Below are 18,846 nucleotides of genomic sequence, written 5' to 3'. Positions count from 1 at the left end.
GGCGGATGCGCCGGGCCTTCGGAGACGACTCGCGCGCCGTAGAGACAACGCCGAAGGGCGTCCTGATTGACCGCACCAACGGGGTGGGCTTTGATGTGGCGCATGTCGGGCGGAGCACGGACGGACGCAACAGGGAGCGGGGCCGATCCGATCCTCTCCTTCGCCACGCCGGAGGCATGGGAGGCATGGCTGGACGAGCACCACGCGGAGGTGCGCGCCGTCTGGCTGAAGATCCCGAAGGCGGGCTCCGGAATCGACGGCATCGACTACGCGCGAGCGCTGGAGTCGGCGCTCTGCTTCGGCTGGATCGACGGGCAGAAGAAGAAGCTGGACGACCGGTACTGGTTGCAGCGCTTCACCCCGCGCCGGCAGGGCAGCAAGTGGTCGCAGGTGAACCGGCAGAAGGCCATCGACCTCATGGAGCAGGGCCGCATGCGACCGGCCGGGCTCCGGGAAGTGCAGAAGGCCGAGGCGGACGGCCGCTGGGAGGCGGCGTACACGGGTCAGAGCGCGGCCACGGTGCCCGACGATCTCCAGGCGGCCCTGGAGGCCGTGCCCCCGGCGCGGGACTTCTTCTCCACCCTCGACAGCCGCAACCGGTTCGCCGTCCTCTACCGGATCCAGGACGCCAAGAGGCCGCAGACCCGGGCGGCGCGCATCGAGAAGTTCGTCGCCATGCTCGCCGCGCACCAGAAGATCTATCCCTGATCTCCGTGCCGGGGCCTGCCGCTCAGGAACGCCCCGCGCCGAAGGCACTTGCTTGAAGCGCACTTGAACGATCTAGCGTGCTCCGCATGACGGTGATCGAAGCCTGATGGGCCAGGTGGAGCGCTCGCACGCGAGTCAACGCCGGTTCGGCAACGAGGATCTGGAGTGGCTCGCCTGTGTGACCAAGCTGCGGCTGACCGGGATGCCGGTCGCCGAGATGGCGCGCTACGCCGAACTGCTCCGCCAGGGAGCCAAGACCTACGGGGAACGGCAGCGGATGCTGGAGCAGACACGGCGCGAAGTCCTCACGTGCATCGCGGAGTTGCACGACACCCTCACCGTACTGGACGCCAAGATCGACTTTTACTCGGACGCCCGTCGCGTAGGCGGCGGCTGCGCGTCGGGAGCCGCGCCGGTGATGCCGTCGATCCGGCCGGTGCAACCCCCGTACGTCTTCAGCCGGCGCTGGACCTGGCCCTACCCGTGAAGGGGGTTCACTTCGCCGTCCACCGGCCGCGGTGGTGCGATCGACGTACCACCTGCGCGGTGTCCGGGAACGTCGGAGGGCGGCTGGTCTACCGGGACCCGACGCCGAGGTGACGCAGTGCGGCCGCCGCGGCTCCGGCACCGCACATGCCGTGTGCGCCGGGGCCCGGCGGGGTCGCTGCCGAGCACAGGAACACGCCCGGCAGGCCGGTCGCGTACGGCTCGACGGTCGGGCGGGATCCCAGGAGGAGCTGAGGAGTCGTCTTGGCTCCGGTGATGATGTCGCCGCCGGCGAAGTTCGGGTTGGCGGCGGCGAAGGAGGCGGGCGGGGTGGCCCGGCGGCCCACCACGCGGTCCCGGACGCCGGGGGCGAACCGTTCCAGCTGACGGAGTATCGCTTCGCTCGCGTCGCCGTCGTAGCCGTACGGGACGTGCGCGTAGGTGTACACGGGGTGGACGTCGCCCACCGAACGGGAGGGGTCGGCCAGGTACTGCTGGCCGACCAGGACGAAGGGGCGCTCGGGCATGCGTCCGGCCACCACGTCGCTTTCCGCGCGGGCCACCTCCGTGAGCGGGCCGCCGAGGTGCGCCGTACCCGCCCTCCGTGCGTGCTCGTTCGTCCAGGGCACACCGCCCTCGACGGCCAGGTCGAGCTTGAAGACGGCGGGTGCGCGCCGGAACCGCTGGTAGGCGCCTCGCACCCGGGCCGGGAGGCGGTCGCCGTAGAGCGCGGCGACCTGGCCGGGGTCGAGGTCCAGCAGGGTCACGTCGGCGGGCGGGAGCTGCCGGTGGTCGGTGACGCGGACGCCGGTGTGGACGGTGCCGCCGTACAGGCGCAGTACGCGTTCCGTGCTGCGCGCGATGGACTGTGAGCCGCCTTCGGCCACGGCCCAGCCGGTGGAGTGTCCCGCGGTGAGGATGCCGAGCCCGATCGCGGAGGTGAACGGGCGCGACAGCGGGCGGAAGGCGTGCGCCGCGACGCCCGCCCACAGGGCCCGCGCCCGCGTGGTGGTGAAGAGGCGGGCGAGGACGGTCGCCGGAAGGGTGGTGGGCAGGCCGAAGCGCGCGAGCAGCAACGGGTGCGCGGGAATGCGCAGCAGGGGGCCCAGCACCTCGTGGGCAAGGGCGTCCCAGTGCCGTACCGGGAAGGTCACGAGAGCGCGGTACCGGTCACCGTCGGGTCCCAGCATGTGCGCGGTGTCCGCCACGGACCGCAGCAGTACCCCTGCGCTGCCGTCGTCCAGCGGGTGGACGCAGTCGATGTCCGGCGACAGCCAGCGCAGTCCGTGCCGTTCGAGGTCGAGTGCGCGCAGGGCCGGGGAGCCGGCGGCCATGGGATGGATGGCCGAGCAGTGGTCGTGCACGAGCCCCGGCAGGAGTGCCTCGTGGCTGCGGGTGCCTCCGCCGACCTCGTCGGCCGCCTCCAGGAGCGTGACACGCAGCCCCGCCTTGGCGAGGAGGGCGGCGGCGACGAGCCCGTTCGGCCCGCCGCCGACCACGACTGCGGACGTCATGCCGTGCACCTCGGTGTGACCGCGTTCGACGAGGCGGGAGGTGACGTCGTCAGTGTCATGGGACGAGTCTGGCGGGGAACGGGCTCACGTTCCCCGTCGCTTGGGCGACCGCCCGGCCTTCAGGACTGGGGCCGCTTGCCGTGGTTGGCGGGATGGTTGCGCCGTGACTTCTTCTTCCGGCGTCGCTTCGAGGACATGGAAACCTCCTGGTGAAGAGGGGAACCGGGGCGGGTGAGCACCCGCAAACACGGTATATCCGGACTCATCGCACCTCCACCGGAGCTTCTGACCCGCGCCTCGGATGCGGGCAGCACGACCTCGGGTTTCCGTTGATACGATGCGAAAAATGTCCGACTTGTCAATATCTTTCCCTGGAGCAGTGGAGGCGGAATGACCGGTGACCCCGAGCCGATCGGTGCCGCGGCCCGCCGCGCGCTGGAGCAGGAGCTGGCCGACCTGCGCGACGAGCGCCGACTCGTCGACGGCACGCTGCGGGACCGCACGGACGTGGGCGACCAGGCCGATCAGGCCGACCAGTTGCAGCGCGCCAACCAGCTCGACCGCCTGGACCGCCGCATCGAGGCCATCACCGAGCGGCTGCGCCGGGCGAACCTGGCCGGGCCGGCCTCCACGGATGTGGTGGGTGTGGGCAGCACGGTCACCGTCCGTTTCCCCGACGGCTCGGTGGAGACGCTGCAGATCGGCGAGCTGGCCGAAGCCCTCGACCAGAACCTGGTCACCGCCGACAGTCCGCTCGGCCGTGCGCTGCTCGGCCGCCGTGCCGGTGACGCGGTCCGCTTCGACACACCGGACGGCCCGTCGAGCGCGGTCGTGGTGTCGATCGGGGAGCGGCCCGAGCAGGAGGACACCCAGACGCCGTACGAGGAGGAAAGGGCCGAGACCGACCGGGAGGAGGACTGAGCTCCGCACCGTTCGTCCGCTGTCACCGATCCGTGGCCGCGGCGCCCGCCTCGGCCGGCTCGCCGGAGCCGGCCGCCTTGCGCACCACGCAGTGCAACGAGTCGTGCTGCACGTCGGCGACGATGGTGTCTCCGGGTTCCGCCTCGCCGCTCAGCAGCAGGGTGGCGATCCGGTTGTCCAGTTCCGCCTGGATGGTGCGGCGCAGCGGACGGGCGCCGAACTCCGGCTGGTGTCCGTGCGCGATGAGCAGCTTCTTCGCCGCCTCGGTCACCTCAAGGGTCATGCCCTGGGCCCGGACGCGCCGCTTGCTCTGGTCCAGCAGGTGCTCCACGATCTGACCCAGATCGTCCTCGGTCAGCCCGTGGAAGATGATGATGTCGTCGATCCGGTTGAGGAACTCGGGCAGGAACCTCCCCCGCAGGTCCTCCATCAACTCGTCCTTCAGCTCCGACACATCGCCCTTGTGATCGAGGATCCGGTGCGCGCCGATGTTGGACGTCATGATGATCACGCAGTGCCGGAAGTCGACCGTGCGGCCCTGCGCGTCGGTCAGCCGGCCGTCGTCCAGGATCTGCAGCAGCGTGTTGAAGACGTCCGGGTGCGCCTTCTCCACCTCGTCGAACAGCACCACGCTGTACGGCTGGCGGCGCACCTTCTCCGTCAGCTGGCCCGCCTCCTCGTACCCCACGTATCCGGGAGGGGCACCCACGAGCCGGGCGACGGTGTGCTTCTCCTGGAACTCGCTCATGTCGAACCGGGTCATGCGGTCCTCGTCCCCGAACAGCAGCGCCGCGAGGGTCTTGGCGAGTTCCGTCTTGCCCACGCCCGTGGGCCCGAGGAAGAGGAAGGAGCCCACGGGCCGGTTCGGATCGCCCATCCCGGCCCGGTTGCGTCGCACCGCCTGGGACACGGCCGTGACGGCCTCGTCCTGGCCGACGATCCGGGCGTGCATCTCCTCCTCCAGCTTGAGCAACTTCTCCTTCTCACTCGCCGTCAGCTGCGACACCGGGATCCCGGTACGGCGCGAGACGACGTCGGCGATGTCCGCGGCCGTCACCGACACCACGCCCTCACGCCGCTCCTCGATGCCCGCGAGTTCGCCCTCCGCCTGGGCGATCTGCCGCTTCAGCTCCGAGGCCTTCTCGAAGTCCTCGACGGAGACGGCCTGTTCGAGCTCGCGGCGCAGCTTGGCAATGCGGTCCTCCCGGCTGACCACCTCCGTGGAACGGCCCGCACTGCGCAGCCGTACCCGTGCGCCGGCCTGGTCCATCACGTCGATGGCCTTGTCCGGCAGGAAGCGGTCGGTGACGTAGCGGTCGGACAGCTCCGCCGCCGCGACCAACGCGGCGTCGTCGAACCTGACCTGGTGATGCGCCTCGTAGGAGTCGCGCAGGCCCTCAAGGATCTGCACCGTCTCCTCCACGGTCGGCTCCGGCACCATCACCGGCTGGAACCGGCGCTCCAGCGCCGCGTCCTTCTCCACGTACTTGCGGTACTCGTCGATCGTCGTGGCCCCCACCACGTGCAGCTCACCGCGGGCGAGGGCGGGCTTGAGCATGTTGCCCGCGTCCATCGAGCCCTCGCCCGTCGCTCCCGCGCCGACCACGGTGTGGAGTTCGTCGATGAACAGGATGATCTCGCCCTTGGCCTTCTGGACGTCCTCGATGACCTTCTTCAGCCGCTCCTCGAACTGGCCCCGGTACTGCGCCCCCGCCACCATCCCCGACAGGTCCAGCGCGACGACCCGCTTGTCCTTGAGCGTGTGGGGGACCTCTCCCGCCACGATCCGCTGCGCGAGGCCCTCCACGATCGCCGTCTTGCCCACACCCGGCTCACCGATCAGCACCGGATTGTTCTTCGACCGCCGGGAGAGGATCTCGACCGTCTGCTCGATCTCCTCCGCACGGCCGACCACCGGATCAAGCTTGCCCGCCTTCGCCTCCTCGGTCAGGTCCCGGCCGAACTCGTCCAACGTCGTGGCCGGCGCCTTCCGTTCGGCGGGCAGGCCCTCGCTGCGGGCGGCCTGTTCGGTGAGGTCCGTCAGCTTCCCCGTGTCCATGCCCTCGGCGCGCAGCAGCTTGGCGGCGCCGGTGTCGCTGTCACCCAGCAGTGCGCCGAGAATGTGTTCCGGGCCGATGTAGGAGACCCCGGCCGCCTGCGACTGGGCGTAGGCGGCACCGAGCGTGCGCTTGGCCGCGGGGGTGAGGCCCGGTTGCGAGGACGGCTCACCGGACTCCCGTGGAAGGATCTTCGCGATCTCGGCCGCCAGCGTGTCGGGGTCGACGCCCACCTGCGACAGCAGTCTGCGGGACGGCTCGACCTTGGTCGCCGCCCACAGCAGGTGCTCGGTGTCCAGATCGGAGGCGCCGTCCTCGACCGCCCGTTGTGCGGCCAGGTTGAGCAGTTGCTGCGACGATTCCGTCAGCAGCCGCCCGATGGGCACCCGCTGCACCGCCGGAGGCGATGACGCCGGTGACATCCCGAAGAAGCGGTTGAACAGCTCGCTGAACGGATCCGACGAACCGAACGGTGCACCGAACGACATCGACATGACGGCTCCTGGGCGCGGGACGTGTGACTCGCGGGGTCGTTGTTCCGGGGTCCGTAATCACTGAACCCCACTGGGCACGGCACCGCAAACGGACGACACACGGGCCCTTCCCGGTCACGCTGCGTCACAGTCGGGTGCCTCTCCGACCGCCGGTGTTTCAGGATTCGCCGGTCGTCGCGGCGTCGCCCGGAGCGGCGGGCAGGTCGTCGAGAAACGTGATCGTGGGGACGTGGAAGAGGCAGCCCGTGACCGCCACCGAGAAGTCGAGAATCCGGTCGTGCCGGGCCGGCTGCCGGCCGAGGAACATGTTCCTCAGCATTTCCTCCGTCACGTCGGGGGTGCGCGCATAGCCGATGAAGTACGTACCGAACTCGCCTCTGCCGATGTTGCCGAAGGGCATGTTCTCCCGCACGATCTTGCGTTCGTCGCCGTTCTCGTCGGTGATGGTGTTGAGCGCGACATGGGAATCCGCGGGCTTCACATCGTCGGAGAGTTCCACGTTGGCCAGCTTGGTACGCCCGATGACCCTGTCCTGCTCCTCCGCCGACAGGGCGTTCCAGGCCGTCATGTCGTGCAGGTACTTCTGGACGATCACATAACTGCCCCCGGCGAAGTCCGGGTCCTCGTCCCCGACGAAGACGGCGTCGTCCGCGACCTTTCCCTCCGGGTTCTCGCTGCCGTCGACGAAGCCGAGCAGATCGCGTTCGTCGAAGAACTTGAAGCCGTGCACTTCGTCGACCACGGTGGCCGCCCCCGCCAGTCGCTCGGCCAGCAGCCGGGCCAGTTCGAAGCACAGGTCCATGCGGCGGGAGCGGACGTGGAAGAGGAGGTCTCCGGGCGTGCCGAGGGCTCGATGGCGCGGGCCGACCAGATCCACGAAGGAATGCAGCTGCCGTGGGCGTGGCCCGCTGAACAGCCGGTTCCAGGCGTCCGATCCGATGCCGACGACACAGCTGAGTTCCTCGGAGGGCGCGCGGAAGGCCACCGAGCGCCGCAGGCCGGAGACGTCCTCGAGCAGGTCGCGGACCGCGCGCTCCCCGCCCGGCGCGATGGTGACGACGAGGAAGACCGCCGCCCGGGCCGGCGGGACGACGACGGGCTGAGGTTCAACCATGGGAGACAGCCTCCTCATGAGGGAAACCAAGTCGTTCCAGCATGGCGCCGTCGTGCCGGCTCGGCAGGTCGTGTGCGGGGCGGGTCCGGGGGGCCGGGGTCCGGGGGTCCGACGGTCCGGGGGTCCGGGGGTCCGGGGGTCCGGGGGTCCGGGGGGAGTATGGCCGCCGGCCCCGTGGACTTCCTGCACGAGACACTGCGGACGGTGGGTGCCCGACTGCTCGTCGACTCCGTGGCCGTACGGCCCGGTCATCCGATGCTGCCGGCCGAGTTGCCGGCCACCGCCGACGGCAGGGCGCGCCGACTGGTGGGGCAGCCCGGCAACCCGCTGGGCCGCGGTGGCGGGCATGCTCTCCCTGGCCGAGCCGCTGCTGCGCCACCTCGGCGGGCACCGCGACGCCGCGCCCCTCCGGCTGGTGGCCGGCTCCGCTCTGCGGGGTCATCCGCACGACACCCGGCTGCTGCCGGTGTTCGGTGCGGGTCAGGCGGTGACGCCGCTGCCGTTCGACGGTCCGGCGATGCTGCGTGGGCTGGCCCTGGCGAACGGCATCGTGGTGGTCCCGAAGGGCGGTGTGCCGGCGGGTGCCACGGTGGACGTGTTGGAGTTGCCCGGCCGGTGACACCGGCCGGCCGCCTCGAGGGGCACAGGCGTTGAGACGGCGCATGGGGGCGGGTGCCGTCGTACGGCGGCCGGGGCCTGTCGGCACTAGCGTGAGGGCATGCGCCACGAGGTGACCGACGCCGACACCGCGGTGTCCGTGGGCAGCGGTGACGTGCCCGTTCTCGCCACCCCACGGTTGATCGCGTGGATGGAGGCGGCCACAGTGCGGGCCGCCGCGCCGTTCATCGGGTCCGGCCGGACCACCGTCGGCACGGAGGTGCGGGTCCGGCATCTGAGGGCCACGCCGGTCGGCGGCCGGGTGGAGGTGAGTGCCGAACCGGTCACCGGGGCCACCGGCGGGCGGGTCACGTTCGCCGTGCGGGCCGTCGACGGCTCGGGGCGGCTGGTCGCGACGGGTGAGATCGACCGGGCGATCGTCGACCGCCTGCGGTTCCTGGCGCACACACCGGATTCGGCGGCGGACCGCTGACGCGCGGGCCCGCGGGTTCTACACGGGCCGGTGTCCCAGGAGGTACGTGCGCACGGCCCGCGGGAGCGCGGCGTCGACGGCCTCCGGTATCGGGGCCCAGCGCATCTGCTCCGGCGCGAGGCCTGCGCCGTCCGACGGGGATTCGCTCAGCAGCTGACACACCACCGCCGACGGTCCGTCCGCCGGTGCCCCGTCGTACCCGCCCAGGGATTCGGTGCCGTCGACGAGGTAGCCGGTGAGTTCGTAGACGACGCGGGCCGCGGTGGCCTCGGCCGGCTCGGCCGGCTCCGGGGTCCCCGACGGCAACACCCAGCCGGCGCCCTCCTGTACGAGCAGCAGCCGTCCGTCGTACAGGACGACCGCCTGCACCACGCCCTCGGCGGGCTCCAGAGACATGACCGACCCAACCCTCCCCCGGCGCGCTCGGCCAGGTTCTCCTCCCTTACCCATGGCCGGCCGGTCGTGCACCGACGCCGTGTCACTTCTCGCTCCGCTTTGGGAATTTGCGTGCCGAGACGGGAGCCGACATCGTCCTCGCGTCGTCGTGGGCGCGGGTCAGTACAGCATCGGAAGGTCTCCGGGGCGGACCCGCACGGTGACCGGGAGGGTGGCGTCGACCTCGCCGTCGGCGCCGTAGGGGACGGGCCGGTCGGCCTCGATGCGCAGTTCCCGGCCGCGCAGGACGCGTACCTCAGGGCGGCGCACGTGCTCGCCGGTCCTCAGCTCGTTCATGAGGGCGAAGAAGAGTCTGCGCGGCGCCTCGCGGATCATCACCACGTCCAGCAGGCCGTCGTCCACGCGCGCGTCGGGCGCGATCAGCCGACCGGAGCCGTAGTAGGGGGAGTTGGCGGCGACGACGGTGTAGCCGCGGTGGGTGTGCTCCTCGCCGTCGACCGTCACCCGGTAGTCGGCTGCCCGCCAGGTGGTGACGGCGCGCAGGCCGCCGGCGTAGTAGGACGCGGAGCCGCGCAGCAGCCGGGCGTTGTTGGCGTGCCGGTTGGCCACGGCGTCCACACCGGCGTAGACGCTGCCCAGGACCACGGTGCGGGGGTGGACGGCCGACTCCACCTCGATGGTGTCGACCGGCCGGGGCTCGGCGTGCAGCAGGATGCCGGCGAGCGCGGCGGGGTCGGCCGGCAGCTTGAGGGCGCGGGCGAAGTCGTTGCCGCGGCCCGCGGGCACCAGGCCGAGGACGGTTCCGGTGCCGCTCAGCGCGCCGCCGATGCCGCCGGCGATGCCGTCGCCGCCGACGGCCAGGACGATCCGCCCCCGCTCGCCGGCGCGCCGGGCGATGTCCTGGGCGTGCGCGAGACTGTGGCTGTACTCCGTCTCCAGCTCGGCCCCGGCCTCGCGCAGCAGCCGGGCCAGGTGCAGCAGAGTCGCCGCTCCGGTGGAGCCGCCCGCGGTGGGATTGACGACGGCGGTGAACTGTCGCATCGGTGTGCCTCCGAAGCAGGCGGATCGGGTGGGTCAGTCGGTGGGGAGCAGGACGCCGGGGTTGAGCAGGCCCTCGGGGTCCAGGCGGCGCTTGACGGCGCGCAGGGCGGAGACGCCGAGCGGTCCGGCCTCGCGGACGTACCAGTCGCGGTGGTCGGTGCCGACCCCGTGGTGGTGGGAGATGGTGCCGCCGGCCGCGAGGACGGCCTCGTTGGCCGCGTGCTTGGCGGGCTCCCAGTGTGCCACCGGGTCCTCGCCCTGGGCGCTGACCACCGTGAAGTACAGGGAGGCGCCGTTCTCGTACACGTGCGAGATGTGGCACATCACCAGGGGTGGGGTGCCGGCCTCGGTGAGGGTGTCGGTGAGCGCGGTGCGCACGGCCCTGTAGAGGTCGGGAACGCGGGACCAGAAGGCCGCGGTCTCCAGGGTTTCGGCGAAGGCGCCGACGTCGAGCAGGGCGTCGCGCAGGTACGGCGCCGAGTACCTGCCGTGGGCCCAGCGTTCGCCCGGTTCCGCCCCGAGGAGGGTGCCGCCGCAGGCCGTGAGGACGGCCGCCGCCTGCTCGCGCCGCTGTGCGGTGTCCTCGGGCGTGCCCTCGTAGCCGGTGATGACCTGGCAGCCGGCCGCGTTCTGCGCCGGGTCGCCGCCGATGGCGTCGGGCTGGGCCAGCCCGATGAGGGTCTCGGTCTCGTCGGACAGGCGCAGCACGGTCGGCCGGGGTCCGTCCTGGGCGAGCCTGCGCAGCGCTGCGGTGCCCTCCTCGAAGGAGGCGAACCGCCAGCCCTCGTAGACGCGCACCTGCGGCAGCGGGCGGATTCGTACGGTGACGGAGGTGATGACGCCGAAGGCGCCCTCCGAGCCGAGGATCAGCTGGCGCAGGTCGGGGCCGGCGGCGGAGCGGGGGGCGCGGCCGGTCTCGATGGTGCCCTCGGGGGTGGCGAGGGTCAGGCCAAGGACCATCTCGTCGAAGCGGCCGTAGCCGGCCGACGCCTGGCCGCTGGAGCGGGCGGCGGCGAAGCCGCCGATGGTGGCCCACTCGAAGGACTGCGGGAAGTGGCCGAGGGTGAAACCCCGCTCGGCGAGCAGCGCCTCGGCCTCGGGGGCGCGCAGACCGGGCTGGAGGACTGCGGTGCGCGAGACGGGGTCGAGGTCGAGCAGGCCGTTCATGCGGCGCAGGTCGAGGGCGACGAACGCGCTGCGCTGCGGGGCGAGTCCACCGACGACGGAGGTGCCGCCGCCGAACGGGACGACGGCGAGACCGTGCGCGGCGCAGGCGCGCAGTACGGCGAGGACCTCGTCGTGGGAGGCGGGCAGCACCACGGCCTGCGGGACGTCCGAGAAGTCTCCGGCGCGGATGCGCAGCAGGTCGGGGGTGGACTTGCCGCGGGTGTGCCGGACGCGGCTCTCGTCGTCGGTGCGGACGTGCTCGTCGCCGCCGACGGCCTCGGCGAGCGCCTCGAAGGCGGCGGGGCCGGCCGTGGGGGCGGGCGGGGCGGCGTCCTCCAGGGTGAGGGCGGGGGTGGTGCGGGGCTTGACGCCGAGCAGGTCGCGCAGCAGTGCGGTCACCGAGTCGGGCAGCGGTGCCGCCTTGGCCGGGTCGCCCCAGCCGTTCCACAGCATGTCCATTGAACGGTCGTCCTCACAGGTCGGTGTGCTCGGTTCGCGCGACGGCCCGGCGGCCGTGCCCGGGGCGACGGTGTCTTCTCCCGCCGGGCCCCTGGGGCGTTACACTGTGACACATGACGCCTATTCGTCACAACGGTTCGGACAACGATCACGTGCTCGACGCGGTGCGCGACTGCGTACTGGCGGTCGGGGTCCGCCGCACCACGCTCGCCGACGTGGCCCGCCGCGCCGGCGTCTCACGGATGACGCTGTACCGGCGCTGGCCGGACCTGCGCACCCTCGTGGGCGATCTGATGACCCGTGAGTGGATCGACGTGGCCACCCGGGCGATCCCCGAGCCCACCGACGGCACGGACACCCGCACCCGGATCGTGGACGGCCTGGTGGCGGGCGTCGGGGCCTTCCGCGCCCACCCGCTCTTCCGCAAGATCGTCGACGTGGATCCGGAGCTGCTGCTGCCGTATGTGCTCGACCGGCGCGGGGCGAGCCAGGAGGCGCTGCTGGCCCTGCTCGCCGACGCACTGCGCGCGGGCCACGCGGACAGGTCGGTACGCCCCGGCCATGTCGAACGGCAGTCCCGCGCCCTCCTGTTGACCGTGCAGTCCTTCACCCTGTCCCTGCGCACCATGACCGACGAGGAGGATCCGGAGCTCGACTCCGCCGCCTTCCTCGGCGAGCTGCGCACCCTCCTGGAGAGGACCCTCACGCCATGAGTCACACCAGGGCCGACGCCGGCTCGTCCCTCAGCGCACACCGCCGTGGCCGGGAACTGGCCGCGGCCGCGGACGGCGGGGTCGCCGACGTCCTGGTCGTCGGGCTCGGCGCCACCGGGGCCGGAGCCGCGCTGGACGCGGCGGCCCGGGGCCTCGACGTCGTGGCGGTGGACGCCCACGACCTGGCCTACGGCACCTCCCGCTGGAGCTCGAAGCTCATCCACGGCGGTCTGCGCTACCTGGCCTCGGCCCAGTTCGACGTCGCGCACGAGAGCGCGGTCGAGCGTGGGGTGCTGATGACCCGTACCGCCCCGCACCTGGTGGCCGCGCAGCCGTTCGTCCTGCCGCTCACCCCGCTGGTGTCCAGGGCCCAGGCCTCGCTGGCCTGGGCCGGGTTCCGGGCCGGGGACATGTTGCGGCTGGCTGCCCGGACCCCGCGGCAGGTGTTGCCCGCCCCGCGCCGGCTGTCGGCGACGGAGGCCCGGCATCTGGCGCCCTCGGTGCGCCAGGCCGGGCTGCGGGGCGGACTGCTGTCCTGGGACGGCAAGGTGACCGACGACGCCCGGCTGGTCACCGCCCTGGCCAGGACGGCCGCCGCGCACGGGGCGCGGGTGCTGACCCGGGTCAGGGTGCTGGAGCTGACCGGCACCGGCGCCCGGATCCGTGACGAACTCACCGGCGAGGAGGGCGAGATCAGGGCCCGCGCGGTCGTCAACGCCGCCGGGGTGTGGGCGGGCGGCCTCGTCGAGGGCATCCGGATCCGGCCCTCCCGCGGAACCCACCTGGTCCTGCGCTCGGAGCGGCTCGGCACCCTGCCGGCCGGCCTGCACATCCCGATCCCCGGCGAGACCAACCGCTTCGTGCTGGTCCTGCCCCAGGGCGACGGCCGGGTGTACGTCGGTCTCACCGACGAGCCGGTCGAGGGCGGGATCCCGGACGTTCCGGACGTGCCCGAGACCGACATCGGCTTCCTGCTGGACGTCCTCGGATCCGTGCTGGACGCACCGGTGGCCCGGGAGGAGGTCGTCGGCGCCTTCGCCGGACTGCGCCCCCTGCTGGACACGTCCGAACACGACGGCCGCGACGGCGCATCCACCCGCACCTCCGACATCTCCCGCCGGCACGCGGTGCTGACGTCCGCCGACGGCGTCACGACCATCGTCGGCGGCAAGCTCACCACCTATCGGCGGATGGCGCAGGACGCCGTGGACGCGGCGATCGCCGCCCGGGGGCTCCCGGCCGGTCCCTCCCCCACCGCCACCCTCCCGCTGGTCGGCGCCGCCTCCCCCGCCCGGCTGCGCACCCTGTCCGCGCCCCGGCATCTGGTGCGCCGCCACGGCACCGAGGCGGAGGCCGTCCACGCTCTCGCGGCGCAGGATCCGGCCCTGGCGGAGCCGGTGCTGCCCGGCCATCCGGTCACCCGTGCCGAACTGCTGTGGGCGGTCCGGCATGAGGGCGCCCTGGACGAGTCCGACCTCCTGGACCGGCGTACCCGCATCGGCCTGGTGCCGGAGGACCGCGCCGCGGCGGTCGCCGTGGCACGGGAGGTGCTGGCGGATGCGGCGAGCGTACGGCGCTGAGGTGCCCCGACCGGCCGGGTGAGGCTCGGCGAGACCACGGGCGTGCGGCTCGGGGTACCGGCAGGCCGGACCTGGCGACGGCGAAGGTGAGCGGGAGCGTCACAGCAGGCGTCGGATGTCGCCGCGGACACGGTAGAAGCCGCCCGCCGCAGGGTGCAGGGCGTCCACGACGTAGCGGGCGCCCGGCTCCCGTATCGCGCGCGGGAACTGTACGTTCCAGGAGGCGTCGTACCCCTCGGACACCACGTGCACCCGGAGCCGGCCGCTCTCCCGCACGCACTCGACCACGACGGCTCCGGCGGGAGCCCGGTCGACGGTGGTGACCGCGGCGGCCGCGGTGGCGGGTGCGTAGGTCGGCAGGGCGGCGGCGAGCTTGACGTCCCGTGCCACCGGCACCGTGCCCTGCTGGGCCGCGGCGATAGCCGTCTCACTCGCGTCGACGCACACCAGTGAGCCGTCGGTGGTCACCAGGTACAGCCGTTCGTCGTGGTACTGCATCGACAGTGCCGAACCGCCGCCCGTGCCGAGCTTCCACAGGCGGGTGCCGTGCTGGTCGAAGCAGTAGACGGACGAGGCGGCGTCACCGGCGAAGACGAACCGGCCGCCCGGGGAGGTAGCGCACGAGTAGACCGCGCTGTCGCAGACGTACGTCGCCTCGATCGCGCCGGTCGCCTTCGACAGCCGCTGGACCACGCGGTGCCCGGTGCCCGCGTAGACGGCGTCGGCCTCCTGCCAGCCGAAGAGCACGCTGCCCTTGGTCGCCGTGTGCCACAACTCGCCGCCGCCGTCGGGGGCGTAGGCCGTCACGCCCCGGTGATGGCCGTGGTAGACGGCCCGGTCGTCGGCGCGGACCATCCAGGCGTGTTCGCCCTGGCTGCGGCGGGACCACTGGTGTTCGTCCTCGTGGTCGATGACGGTGAGGCGGCCCGCGCGGTCCGAGACGTTCAGGACGCCCTCGTGGATGTCCAGCCAGAAGATGTCGACGTCGGCGGCGATGTCGTAGGCGGCGAACGGCAGCTTGGAGGAGAGGTCGTAGACCTTGCCGTCGTCGCAGCCCGCGTAGATCCAGAAGTCGTCGGAGACCAGGCACTTCACGCCGTCCGGCAGGCCGAACCGGGCGAGGACCGCACCGTCGTGGCCCAGGGTGTAGACGTCACCGGACTGGTTGCCCACCCAGCAGTGCTCGTCGTCGACATGGATGCCGAACGCGGCCGAGCCGGTGCGGAAGCGCCACAGCACGGGCGCCACCGCCCGCGCGGTGGAGGGGGCGGAACTGACCTGACGGCGGGTCACCGGGCGTGGTGCACGCTGCCCTTGGACGGCCGGCGCATAACCCTTGCGGACCTTCTCCCCCACCTTCTTCGCGGCGGCCGCCGTCGCCTTCTCGGCGGACGGGAAGGTCGTCGTCTGCACCTGCCCGGCGGCGCCGATCCTGCCGTAACGCACCGTCACCACCGAGCCGTCGACGGTCACCTCGTAGAACTTGTGGGCGCCGCCGCCCTCCTGTGACAGCTCAAGATACGTCGTCGACACCGCGGACGCCGTGGTCATGGCAGATCCCTCCCCAGGATGGACCCGCGGCCGTTCCGGCAGGTCCTCACTGGTCAAACCGTAAGGGCGACCACTGACAACGGGCCGTGGCCGGCGACGGCAGTGCTCCGGCGGCGGATGACGGGGCGGTGGAGGCGGTGCGCACCGACGACGCCGAGGCCCGGCCTCGGGGCATCACCTCCGCGGGGAACGGCTGCGCGGCACGGTCAGCTGGAGTCCGACACGGGGTGAGATCCTCGCGAGTGGCCCTGGCGGACATCTGCCGCATGGGCCTCGCCGCCGGCGTCGGGCCTCAACAAGTCCATGCCGCCCACCAGTTGACGTAGGCACTCGACCGCCAGGGCGGCCGGGGAGTCCTCGCCGGTGACGCCGGCTTCGGTGTCGGCCCAGGTCTCCAGCGCGATCCGGATCGCGTCCGTGGCCGCGGCCGCCACCAGCCGCACCTGGAGGGCCTGGAGGTGCCCGTCCGCGAGGCGGGCGACGACCGGGACGAGCCGTTCCTCGGACTCCTGGTTGACGCGGTACCAGACCGCGCGCAACGCGGGATCGTCGGCCGCGGCCCGCAGCAGCCCCCGGGTCCGCAGCAGTGCCTGGGCGGCCGTCGCGTCCGGTGCCGCCAGGGACCGCTCCACCGCGCTCTCCAGCACCCGGGACAGGTCGGCGCCCGGCTCCGCCGTCTCCAGGAGGGCTCGCCACCGGTCGGCTCCGGCGGCGAGCAGCGGGCTCACCGCGTCCTGCTTGGAGCGGAAGTAGCGATAAAAGGTGCGCAGCGCGACCCCCGCGTCCCGGGCGATCTCCTCGGCCGTGGTCGCGTGCGGTCCCTGCGTGGCGAACAGCTCGGCCGCCGCGTGCGCGATCTCGAGCTGGGTGGCGGCCTTGCGGCGCTCGGTCAGGGAGGAGGGCGGCTTGGTGCTCACTCCAGAAGGGTACGGCCCGGCAGCCCCGCTTGGCACGCAATGACCTGATGGCAAATCGTGCCACTTAGGCGTAATGTGTTGAGCATGGAGGTGTCGGCGGGCAAGGCAGCCGGCACCGTGAAGGCACCGCCGCGCACCGGCGGGACGGGCAGGAGAAGACATGAACCGCTACGAAGGCCGCCGCGCGCTGATCACCGGCGGCGGCTCGGGCATCGGCCAGGCCACCGTGCTGCGCCTCCTCGCCGAGGGCGGCACCGTCGTGGCCGCGGACGTGAGCGAGCGGGGCCTGCAGGACACCGTGGAGAAGGCCGGGGCACACGCGGACCATCTCACCACGACCGTCATCGACATCGCCGACGAGACCTCGGTACGCGAGGGGGTCGCCGCCGCCGTCGCCACGCTCGGTGGTCTGGACGTGCTGGTCAACGCGGCCGGGATCCTGCGCTCCGCGCACACCCACGAGACGAGCCTCCAGGACTTCACCCGCGTCCTGCAGGTCAACCTGGTCGGCACCTTCCTCGTCATCCGCGAGTCCATACCGGCGCTGCTCGCCGGACGGGACGCGGCGGTCGTCAACTTCAGCTCCACCTCGGCGCAGTTCGCGCACCCCTACATGGCGGCGTACGCGGCGAGCAAGGGCGGCGTCCAGTCGATGACGCACGCCCTCGCCGCCGAGTACGCCCGGCAGGGCATCCGCTTCACCGCCGTCCAGCCCGGCTCCATCTCCTCCGGGATGACCGACGGCAGTGGCGTCAGCGGGCAGAGTGCCGGACCGGGGCTGCCCGAGGACGCCGACCTGACCCTGTTCGCCAAGCTCCTCCCGGCGGTGGGGCAGGGCTTCGCGGGGCCCGAGACGGTGGCGTCCGTCGTCGCCATGCTCGCCTCGGAGGACGGGAGGTTCGTCACCGGCACGGAGATCCGCATCGACGGCGGCACGCACTTCTGACGCGGCGAGCGGCCTTCAGGTGCGGCCCGCGGGCGTGCCGCGTCCGCCCGCCGCGCGTCCGCTCTCAGCCGACGAGTTGCTGGCCACCGTCGATGTCGTAGGTCGCGCCGGTGAGCGCCGTGTTGGTCATGATGTGCACGGCGAGGGCCGCGACGTCGGCCGGTACGACGACGCGGCCGATGGGCAGCGTGGCACGCAGTTCCTCGCGCCGGGCCTCGAGTCCTTCGCCGAGGAGCCTGGACGACAACGGCGTGTCCACGAACCCCGCAGCGATCAGGTTGACCCGGACGGGCGCCAGTTCGAGCGCGAGGCCGGCGATGAGCACGGGCATCGCCGCCGTGGCCGCGGGCGCGACGCCGAGGCCGGCGCGCACCCGTCGGGCGCCTGTGCCGCCCACGAACAGCAGCGTGCCGCCCGGTCGCACGGTGCCGACGGCGTGCCGCGCGACGTCGAGGGCGAGCACCATGTGCCCGCCGATCGCCCGGCTAGCCTGTTCCGGGTCCATGTCCAGCAGGCGTCCGTAGGTCGGGTGCCCGGCCGTGACCAGCACATGGTCGACCGGTCCGGGCAACTCCTCGAAGAACCGCTGCAGTTGCGCCGGATCGTTGGCATCGAAGGCGGCGGTGGTGCTCGCTTCGGCCTGTGCGGCCGCGGTCCGCAGCCGTTCGGGGTTCCGCCCGGTCAGGATCACCGTGGCGCCCTCGGCGCGGGCGTGCCTGGCGGTCGCCAGCCCGATGCCGGCGCTGCCGCCGATGACCACGACGGTCTGTCCGGGCAGGGCCGGTGCACGGCTGCCGTGCACAGCGGACGGCTCGGCACACATGAGTCCTCCTCAGCCCCAGGGACAGGGCGGCAGGCTCCTTCTCACCGCTCCACGGGTTGCGACAGGGCCTGCTTGACCTGCCTGGTCCAGTCGTCGGCCAGGACTTCGGCCCGGTCGTCGGCGAGGGCGTCCAGGGTCTGCTCCGCGACGTCGGCCGCGCTGATCTTCGGTGCGTCCGTGAAGGAGCTGAGCTCCGTCTCCACGAAACCGGCGTGGACGGCGACCACGAGGGTCCCCTGTTCACGCAGGCCATGGCGCAGCGCGCCGGTCAACGACCACTGGGCGGCCTTGGAGGCCGCATATCCGGGGTAGTCCAGCCGGGAGAACCAGGAGGCGACCGACAACATGTTCACCAGGGCGCCGCCGCCGTTGCGGGCCAGGACGGGCGCGAAGGCACGGGAGACGGCCCAGGTGCCGAAATAGTTGGTCTCCATCGCCTGTCGGGCGTCGTCGAAGGAGCCCGTCAGGAGCTCCGTGCCGAACCCTCCGACGCCGGCGTTGTTGACCACGATGGTGACGTCACTCGCGGCGGCGGCCGCCGCGGCGACCTCGTCGGGCTGGGTGACGTCCAGCCGCAGTGCCGTGAGGTCCTCATCGGTCACCTGTGCCGGATCGCGGACACCCGCGTAGACCTTGGCCGCTCCGCGCTCGACCAGCGCGCGGGCGAACGCATGGCCGATGCCCCTGTTGGCTCCCGTCACCAGGGCCACTGAGCCTTTGATCTCCATGGCGCTTCCTCCCTGCCGGCGACTGCCGCCGGCCGGCGTGCGCAGGCGGGATGACGCTCCGGCGCCCCGCTCGGCTGCCACCGTCAGCGCGTCCGTGGACCGCTTCCCCCTCCACAGCCAGCCTGCACCGGATCGCGTGGT

The 18,846-nt window shown here is 72.5% G+C and carries 16 protein-coding genes and 2 pseudogenes; 8 read left to right on the top strand and 10 right to left on the bottom strand.

The window, feature by feature from the left end; translation table 11 throughout:
- Positions 1–102: 102 nt before the first annotated feature.
- Together AB0D93_RS19560 and AB0D93_RS19555 are read left to right on the top strand one after the other, a co-directional pair.
- Complete coding sequence (locus AB0D93_RS19560) at positions 103–708, top strand: YdeI/OmpD-associated family protein (RefSeq protein WP_362120906.1); 606 nt, start codon at positions 103–105, stop codon at positions 706–708.
- 103 nt (positions 709–811) lie between these two features.
- Positions 812–1,090: pseudogene (locus AB0D93_RS19555) on the top strand (MerR family DNA-binding protein); the annotation flags it as partial.
- A gap of 193 nt (positions 1,091–1,283) precedes the next feature.
- On the opposite strand, the gene AB0D93_RS19550 reads toward AB0D93_RS19555, so the two are convergent.
- A complete protein-coding gene (locus AB0D93_RS19550) occupies positions 1,284–2,708 on the bottom strand; it encodes an NAD(P)/FAD-dependent oxidoreductase (protein WP_362120904.1) in 1,425 nt (474 codons plus the stop codon).
- 390 nt (positions 2,709–3,098) lie between these two features.
- On the opposite strand from AB0D93_RS19550, the gene AB0D93_RS19545 reads away from it, so the two are divergent.
- Positions 3,099–3,629 (top strand): GreA/GreB family elongation factor, encoded by a 531-nt coding sequence (locus tag AB0D93_RS19545; RefSeq protein ID WP_362120902.1) that lies wholly within the window; start codon positions 3,099–3,101, stop codon positions 3,627–3,629.
- 22 nt (positions 3,630–3,651) lie between these two features.
- On the opposite strand, the gene AB0D93_RS19540 is transcribed toward AB0D93_RS19545, so the two are convergent.
- Together AB0D93_RS19540 and AB0D93_RS19535 are read right to left on the bottom strand one after the other, a co-directional pair.
- On the bottom strand, positions 3,652–6,180 hold the full coding sequence (locus tag AB0D93_RS19540; protein ID WP_362120900.1) for an ATP-dependent Clp protease ATP-binding subunit: 2,529 nt from the start codon (positions 6,178–6,180) through the stop codon (positions 3,652–3,654).
- A gap of 157 nt (positions 6,181–6,337) precedes the next feature.
- Positions 6,338–7,294: a Dyp-type peroxidase gene (locus tag AB0D93_RS19535; RefSeq protein ID WP_362120897.1), complete on the bottom strand. Its 957-nt coding sequence runs from the start codon at positions 7,292–7,294 to the stop codon at positions 6,338–6,340.
- A gap of 147 nt (positions 7,295–7,441) precedes the next feature.
- Between AB0D93_RS19535 and AB0D93_RS19530 the strand changes: the two are divergent.
- Positions 7,442–7,913, top strand: a pseudogene (locus AB0D93_RS19530) (molybdopterin molybdenumtransferase MoeA); the annotation flags it as partial.
- Between the two features lie 99 nt (positions 7,914–8,012).
- Positions 8,013–8,384: a hotdog domain-containing protein gene (locus AB0D93_RS19525; RefSeq protein ID WP_362120895.1), complete on the top strand. Its 372-nt coding sequence runs from the start codon at positions 8,013–8,015 to the stop codon at positions 8,382–8,384.
- Positions 8,385–8,402: 18 nt separating this feature from the next.
- On the opposite strand, the gene AB0D93_RS19520 is transcribed toward AB0D93_RS19525, so the two are convergent.
- The 3 genes from AB0D93_RS19520 to AB0D93_RS19510 form a co-directional block, all read right to left on the bottom strand.
- Complete coding sequence (locus tag AB0D93_RS19520; protein WP_362120893.1) at positions 8,403–8,780, bottom strand: NUDIX domain-containing protein; 378 nt, start codon at positions 8,778–8,780, stop codon at positions 8,403–8,405.
- A 159-nt stretch (positions 8,781–8,939) separates the two neighbouring features.
- Positions 8,940–9,821 (bottom strand): diacylglycerol kinase family protein, encoded by an 882-nt coding sequence (locus tag AB0D93_RS19515; RefSeq protein ID WP_362120891.1) that lies wholly within the window; start codon positions 9,819–9,821, stop codon positions 8,940–8,942.
- A gap of 33 nt (positions 9,822–9,854) precedes the next feature.
- Positions 9,855–11,447, bottom strand: coding sequence for an FAD-binding oxidoreductase (locus AB0D93_RS19510; RefSeq protein WP_362120889.1), 1,593 nt, complete (start codon positions 11,445–11,447; stop codon positions 9,855–9,857).
- Between the two features lie 113 nt (positions 11,448–11,560).
- Between AB0D93_RS19510 and AB0D93_RS19505 the strand changes: the two genes are divergently transcribed.
- Both AB0D93_RS19505 and AB0D93_RS19500 read left to right on the top strand, forming a co-directional pair.
- The gene (locus tag AB0D93_RS19505) at positions 11,561–12,160 is read left to right on the top strand and encodes a TetR/AcrR family transcriptional regulator (protein WP_362120887.1); all 600 of its coding nucleotides are present in this window, start codon (positions 11,561–11,563) and stop codon (positions 12,158–12,160) included.
- A complete protein-coding gene (locus tag AB0D93_RS19500) occupies positions 12,157–13,740 on the top strand; it encodes a glycerol-3-phosphate dehydrogenase/oxidase (RefSeq protein WP_362120885.1) in 1,584 nt (527 codons plus the stop codon). Before AB0D93_RS19505 ends, AB0D93_RS19500 begins: the two co-directional genes overlap by 4 nt.
- A gap of 99 nt (positions 13,741–13,839) precedes the next feature.
- Here the strand turns inward: AB0D93_RS19500 and AB0D93_RS19495 are convergent, their stop codons facing one another.
- Together AB0D93_RS19495 and AB0D93_RS19490 are read right to left on the bottom strand one after the other, a co-directional pair.
- Positions 13,840–15,291, bottom strand: a complete 1,452-nt coding sequence (locus AB0D93_RS19495) for a WGR domain-containing protein (protein ID WP_362120883.1) — start codon at positions 15,289–15,291, stop codon at positions 13,840–13,842.
- 206 nt (positions 15,292–15,497) lie between these two features.
- Positions 15,498–16,208, bottom strand: a complete 711-nt coding sequence (locus tag AB0D93_RS19490) for a TetR family transcriptional regulator (RefSeq protein WP_362120881.1) — start codon at positions 16,206–16,208, stop codon at positions 15,498–15,500.
- A 160-nt stretch (positions 16,209–16,368) separates the two neighbouring features.
- Between AB0D93_RS19490 and AB0D93_RS19485 the strand changes: the two genes are divergently transcribed.
- A complete protein-coding gene (locus tag AB0D93_RS19485; RefSeq protein WP_362120879.1) occupies positions 16,369–17,154 on the top strand; it encodes an SDR family NAD(P)-dependent oxidoreductase in 786 nt (261 codons plus the stop codon).
- Positions 17,155–17,218: 64 nt separating this feature from the next.
- On the opposite strand, the gene AB0D93_RS19480 is transcribed toward AB0D93_RS19485, so the two are convergent.
- A complete protein-coding gene (locus AB0D93_RS19480) occupies positions 17,219–17,977 on the bottom strand; it encodes an SDR family oxidoreductase (RefSeq protein WP_362120877.1) in 759 nt (252 codons plus the stop codon).
- Positions 17,978–18,018: 41 nt separating this feature from the next.
- A complete protein-coding gene (locus tag AB0D93_RS19475) occupies positions 18,019–18,705 on the bottom strand; it encodes an SDR family oxidoreductase (RefSeq protein WP_362120875.1) in 687 nt (228 codons plus the stop codon).
- Positions 18,706–18,846: the final 141 nt, after the last annotated feature.

The sequence above is a fragment of the Streptomyces sp. NPDC048191 genome, from assembly GCF_040652655.1.
Lineage (GTDB): Bacteria > Actinomycetota > Actinomycetes > Streptomycetales > Streptomycetaceae > Streptomyces.
This window is presented reverse-complemented; position numbering and strand designations above follow the sequence as displayed.

What these genes read in the sequence shown, in the direction of transcription:
- AB0D93_RS19515 (WP_362120891.1), bottom strand. Translation starts at nt 9,821, where the DNA reads ATGCGACAGTTCACCGCCGTCGTCAATCCCACCGCGGGCGGCTCCACC.
- AB0D93_RS19520 (WP_362120893.1), bottom strand. Translation starts at nt 8,780, where the DNA reads ATGTCTCTGGAGCCCGCCGAGGGCGTGGTGCAGGCGGTCGTCCTGTAC.
- AB0D93_RS19545 (WP_362120902.1), top strand. Translation starts at nt 3,099, where the DNA reads ATGACCGGTGACCCCGAGCCGATCGGTGCCGCGGCCCGCCGCGCGCTG.
- AB0D93_RS19560 (WP_362120906.1), top strand. Translation starts at nt 103, where the DNA reads ATGTCGGGCGGAGCACGGACGGACGCAACAGGGAGCGGGGCCGATCCG.
- AB0D93_RS19475 (WP_362120875.1), bottom strand. Translation starts at nt 18,705, where the DNA reads ATGGAGATCAAAGGCTCAGTGGCCCTGGTGACGGGAGCCAACAGGGGC.
- AB0D93_RS19540 (WP_362120900.1), bottom strand. Translation starts at nt 6,180, where the DNA reads ATGTCGATGTCGTTCGGTGCACCGTTCGGTTCGTCGGATCCGTTCAGC.
- AB0D93_RS19505 (WP_362120887.1), top strand. Translation starts at nt 11,561, where the DNA reads ATGACGCCTATTCGTCACAACGGTTCGGACAACGATCACGTGCTCGAC.
- AB0D93_RS19525 (WP_362120895.1), top strand. Translation starts at nt 8,013, where the DNA reads ATGCGCCACGAGGTGACCGACGCCGACACCGCGGTGTCCGTGGGCAGC.
- AB0D93_RS19485 (WP_362120879.1), top strand. Translation starts at nt 16,369, where the DNA reads ATGAACCGCTACGAAGGCCGCCGCGCGCTGATCACCGGCGGCGGCTCG.
- AB0D93_RS19550 (WP_362120904.1), bottom strand. Translation starts at nt 2,708, where the DNA reads ATGACGTCCGCAGTCGTGGTCGGCGGCGGGCCGAACGGGCTCGTCGCC.
- AB0D93_RS19495 (WP_362120883.1), bottom strand. Translation starts at nt 15,291, where the DNA reads ATGACCACGGCGTCCGCGGTGTCGACGACGTATCTTGAGCTGTCACAG.
- AB0D93_RS19535 (WP_362120897.1), bottom strand. Translation starts at nt 7,294, where the DNA reads ATGGTTGAACCTCAGCCCGTCGTCGTCCCGCCGGCCCGGGCGGCGGTC.
- AB0D93_RS19480 (WP_362120877.1), bottom strand. Translation starts at nt 17,977, where the DNA reads ATGTGTGCCGAGCCGTCCGCTGTGCACGGCAGCCGTGCACCGGCCCTG.
- AB0D93_RS19500 (WP_362120885.1), top strand. Translation starts at nt 12,157, where the DNA reads ATGAGTCACACCAGGGCCGACGCCGGCTCGTCCCTCAGCGCACACCGC.
- AB0D93_RS19510 (WP_362120889.1), bottom strand. Translation starts at nt 11,447, where the DNA reads ATGGACATGCTGTGGAACGGCTGGGGCGACCCGGCCAAGGCGGCACCG.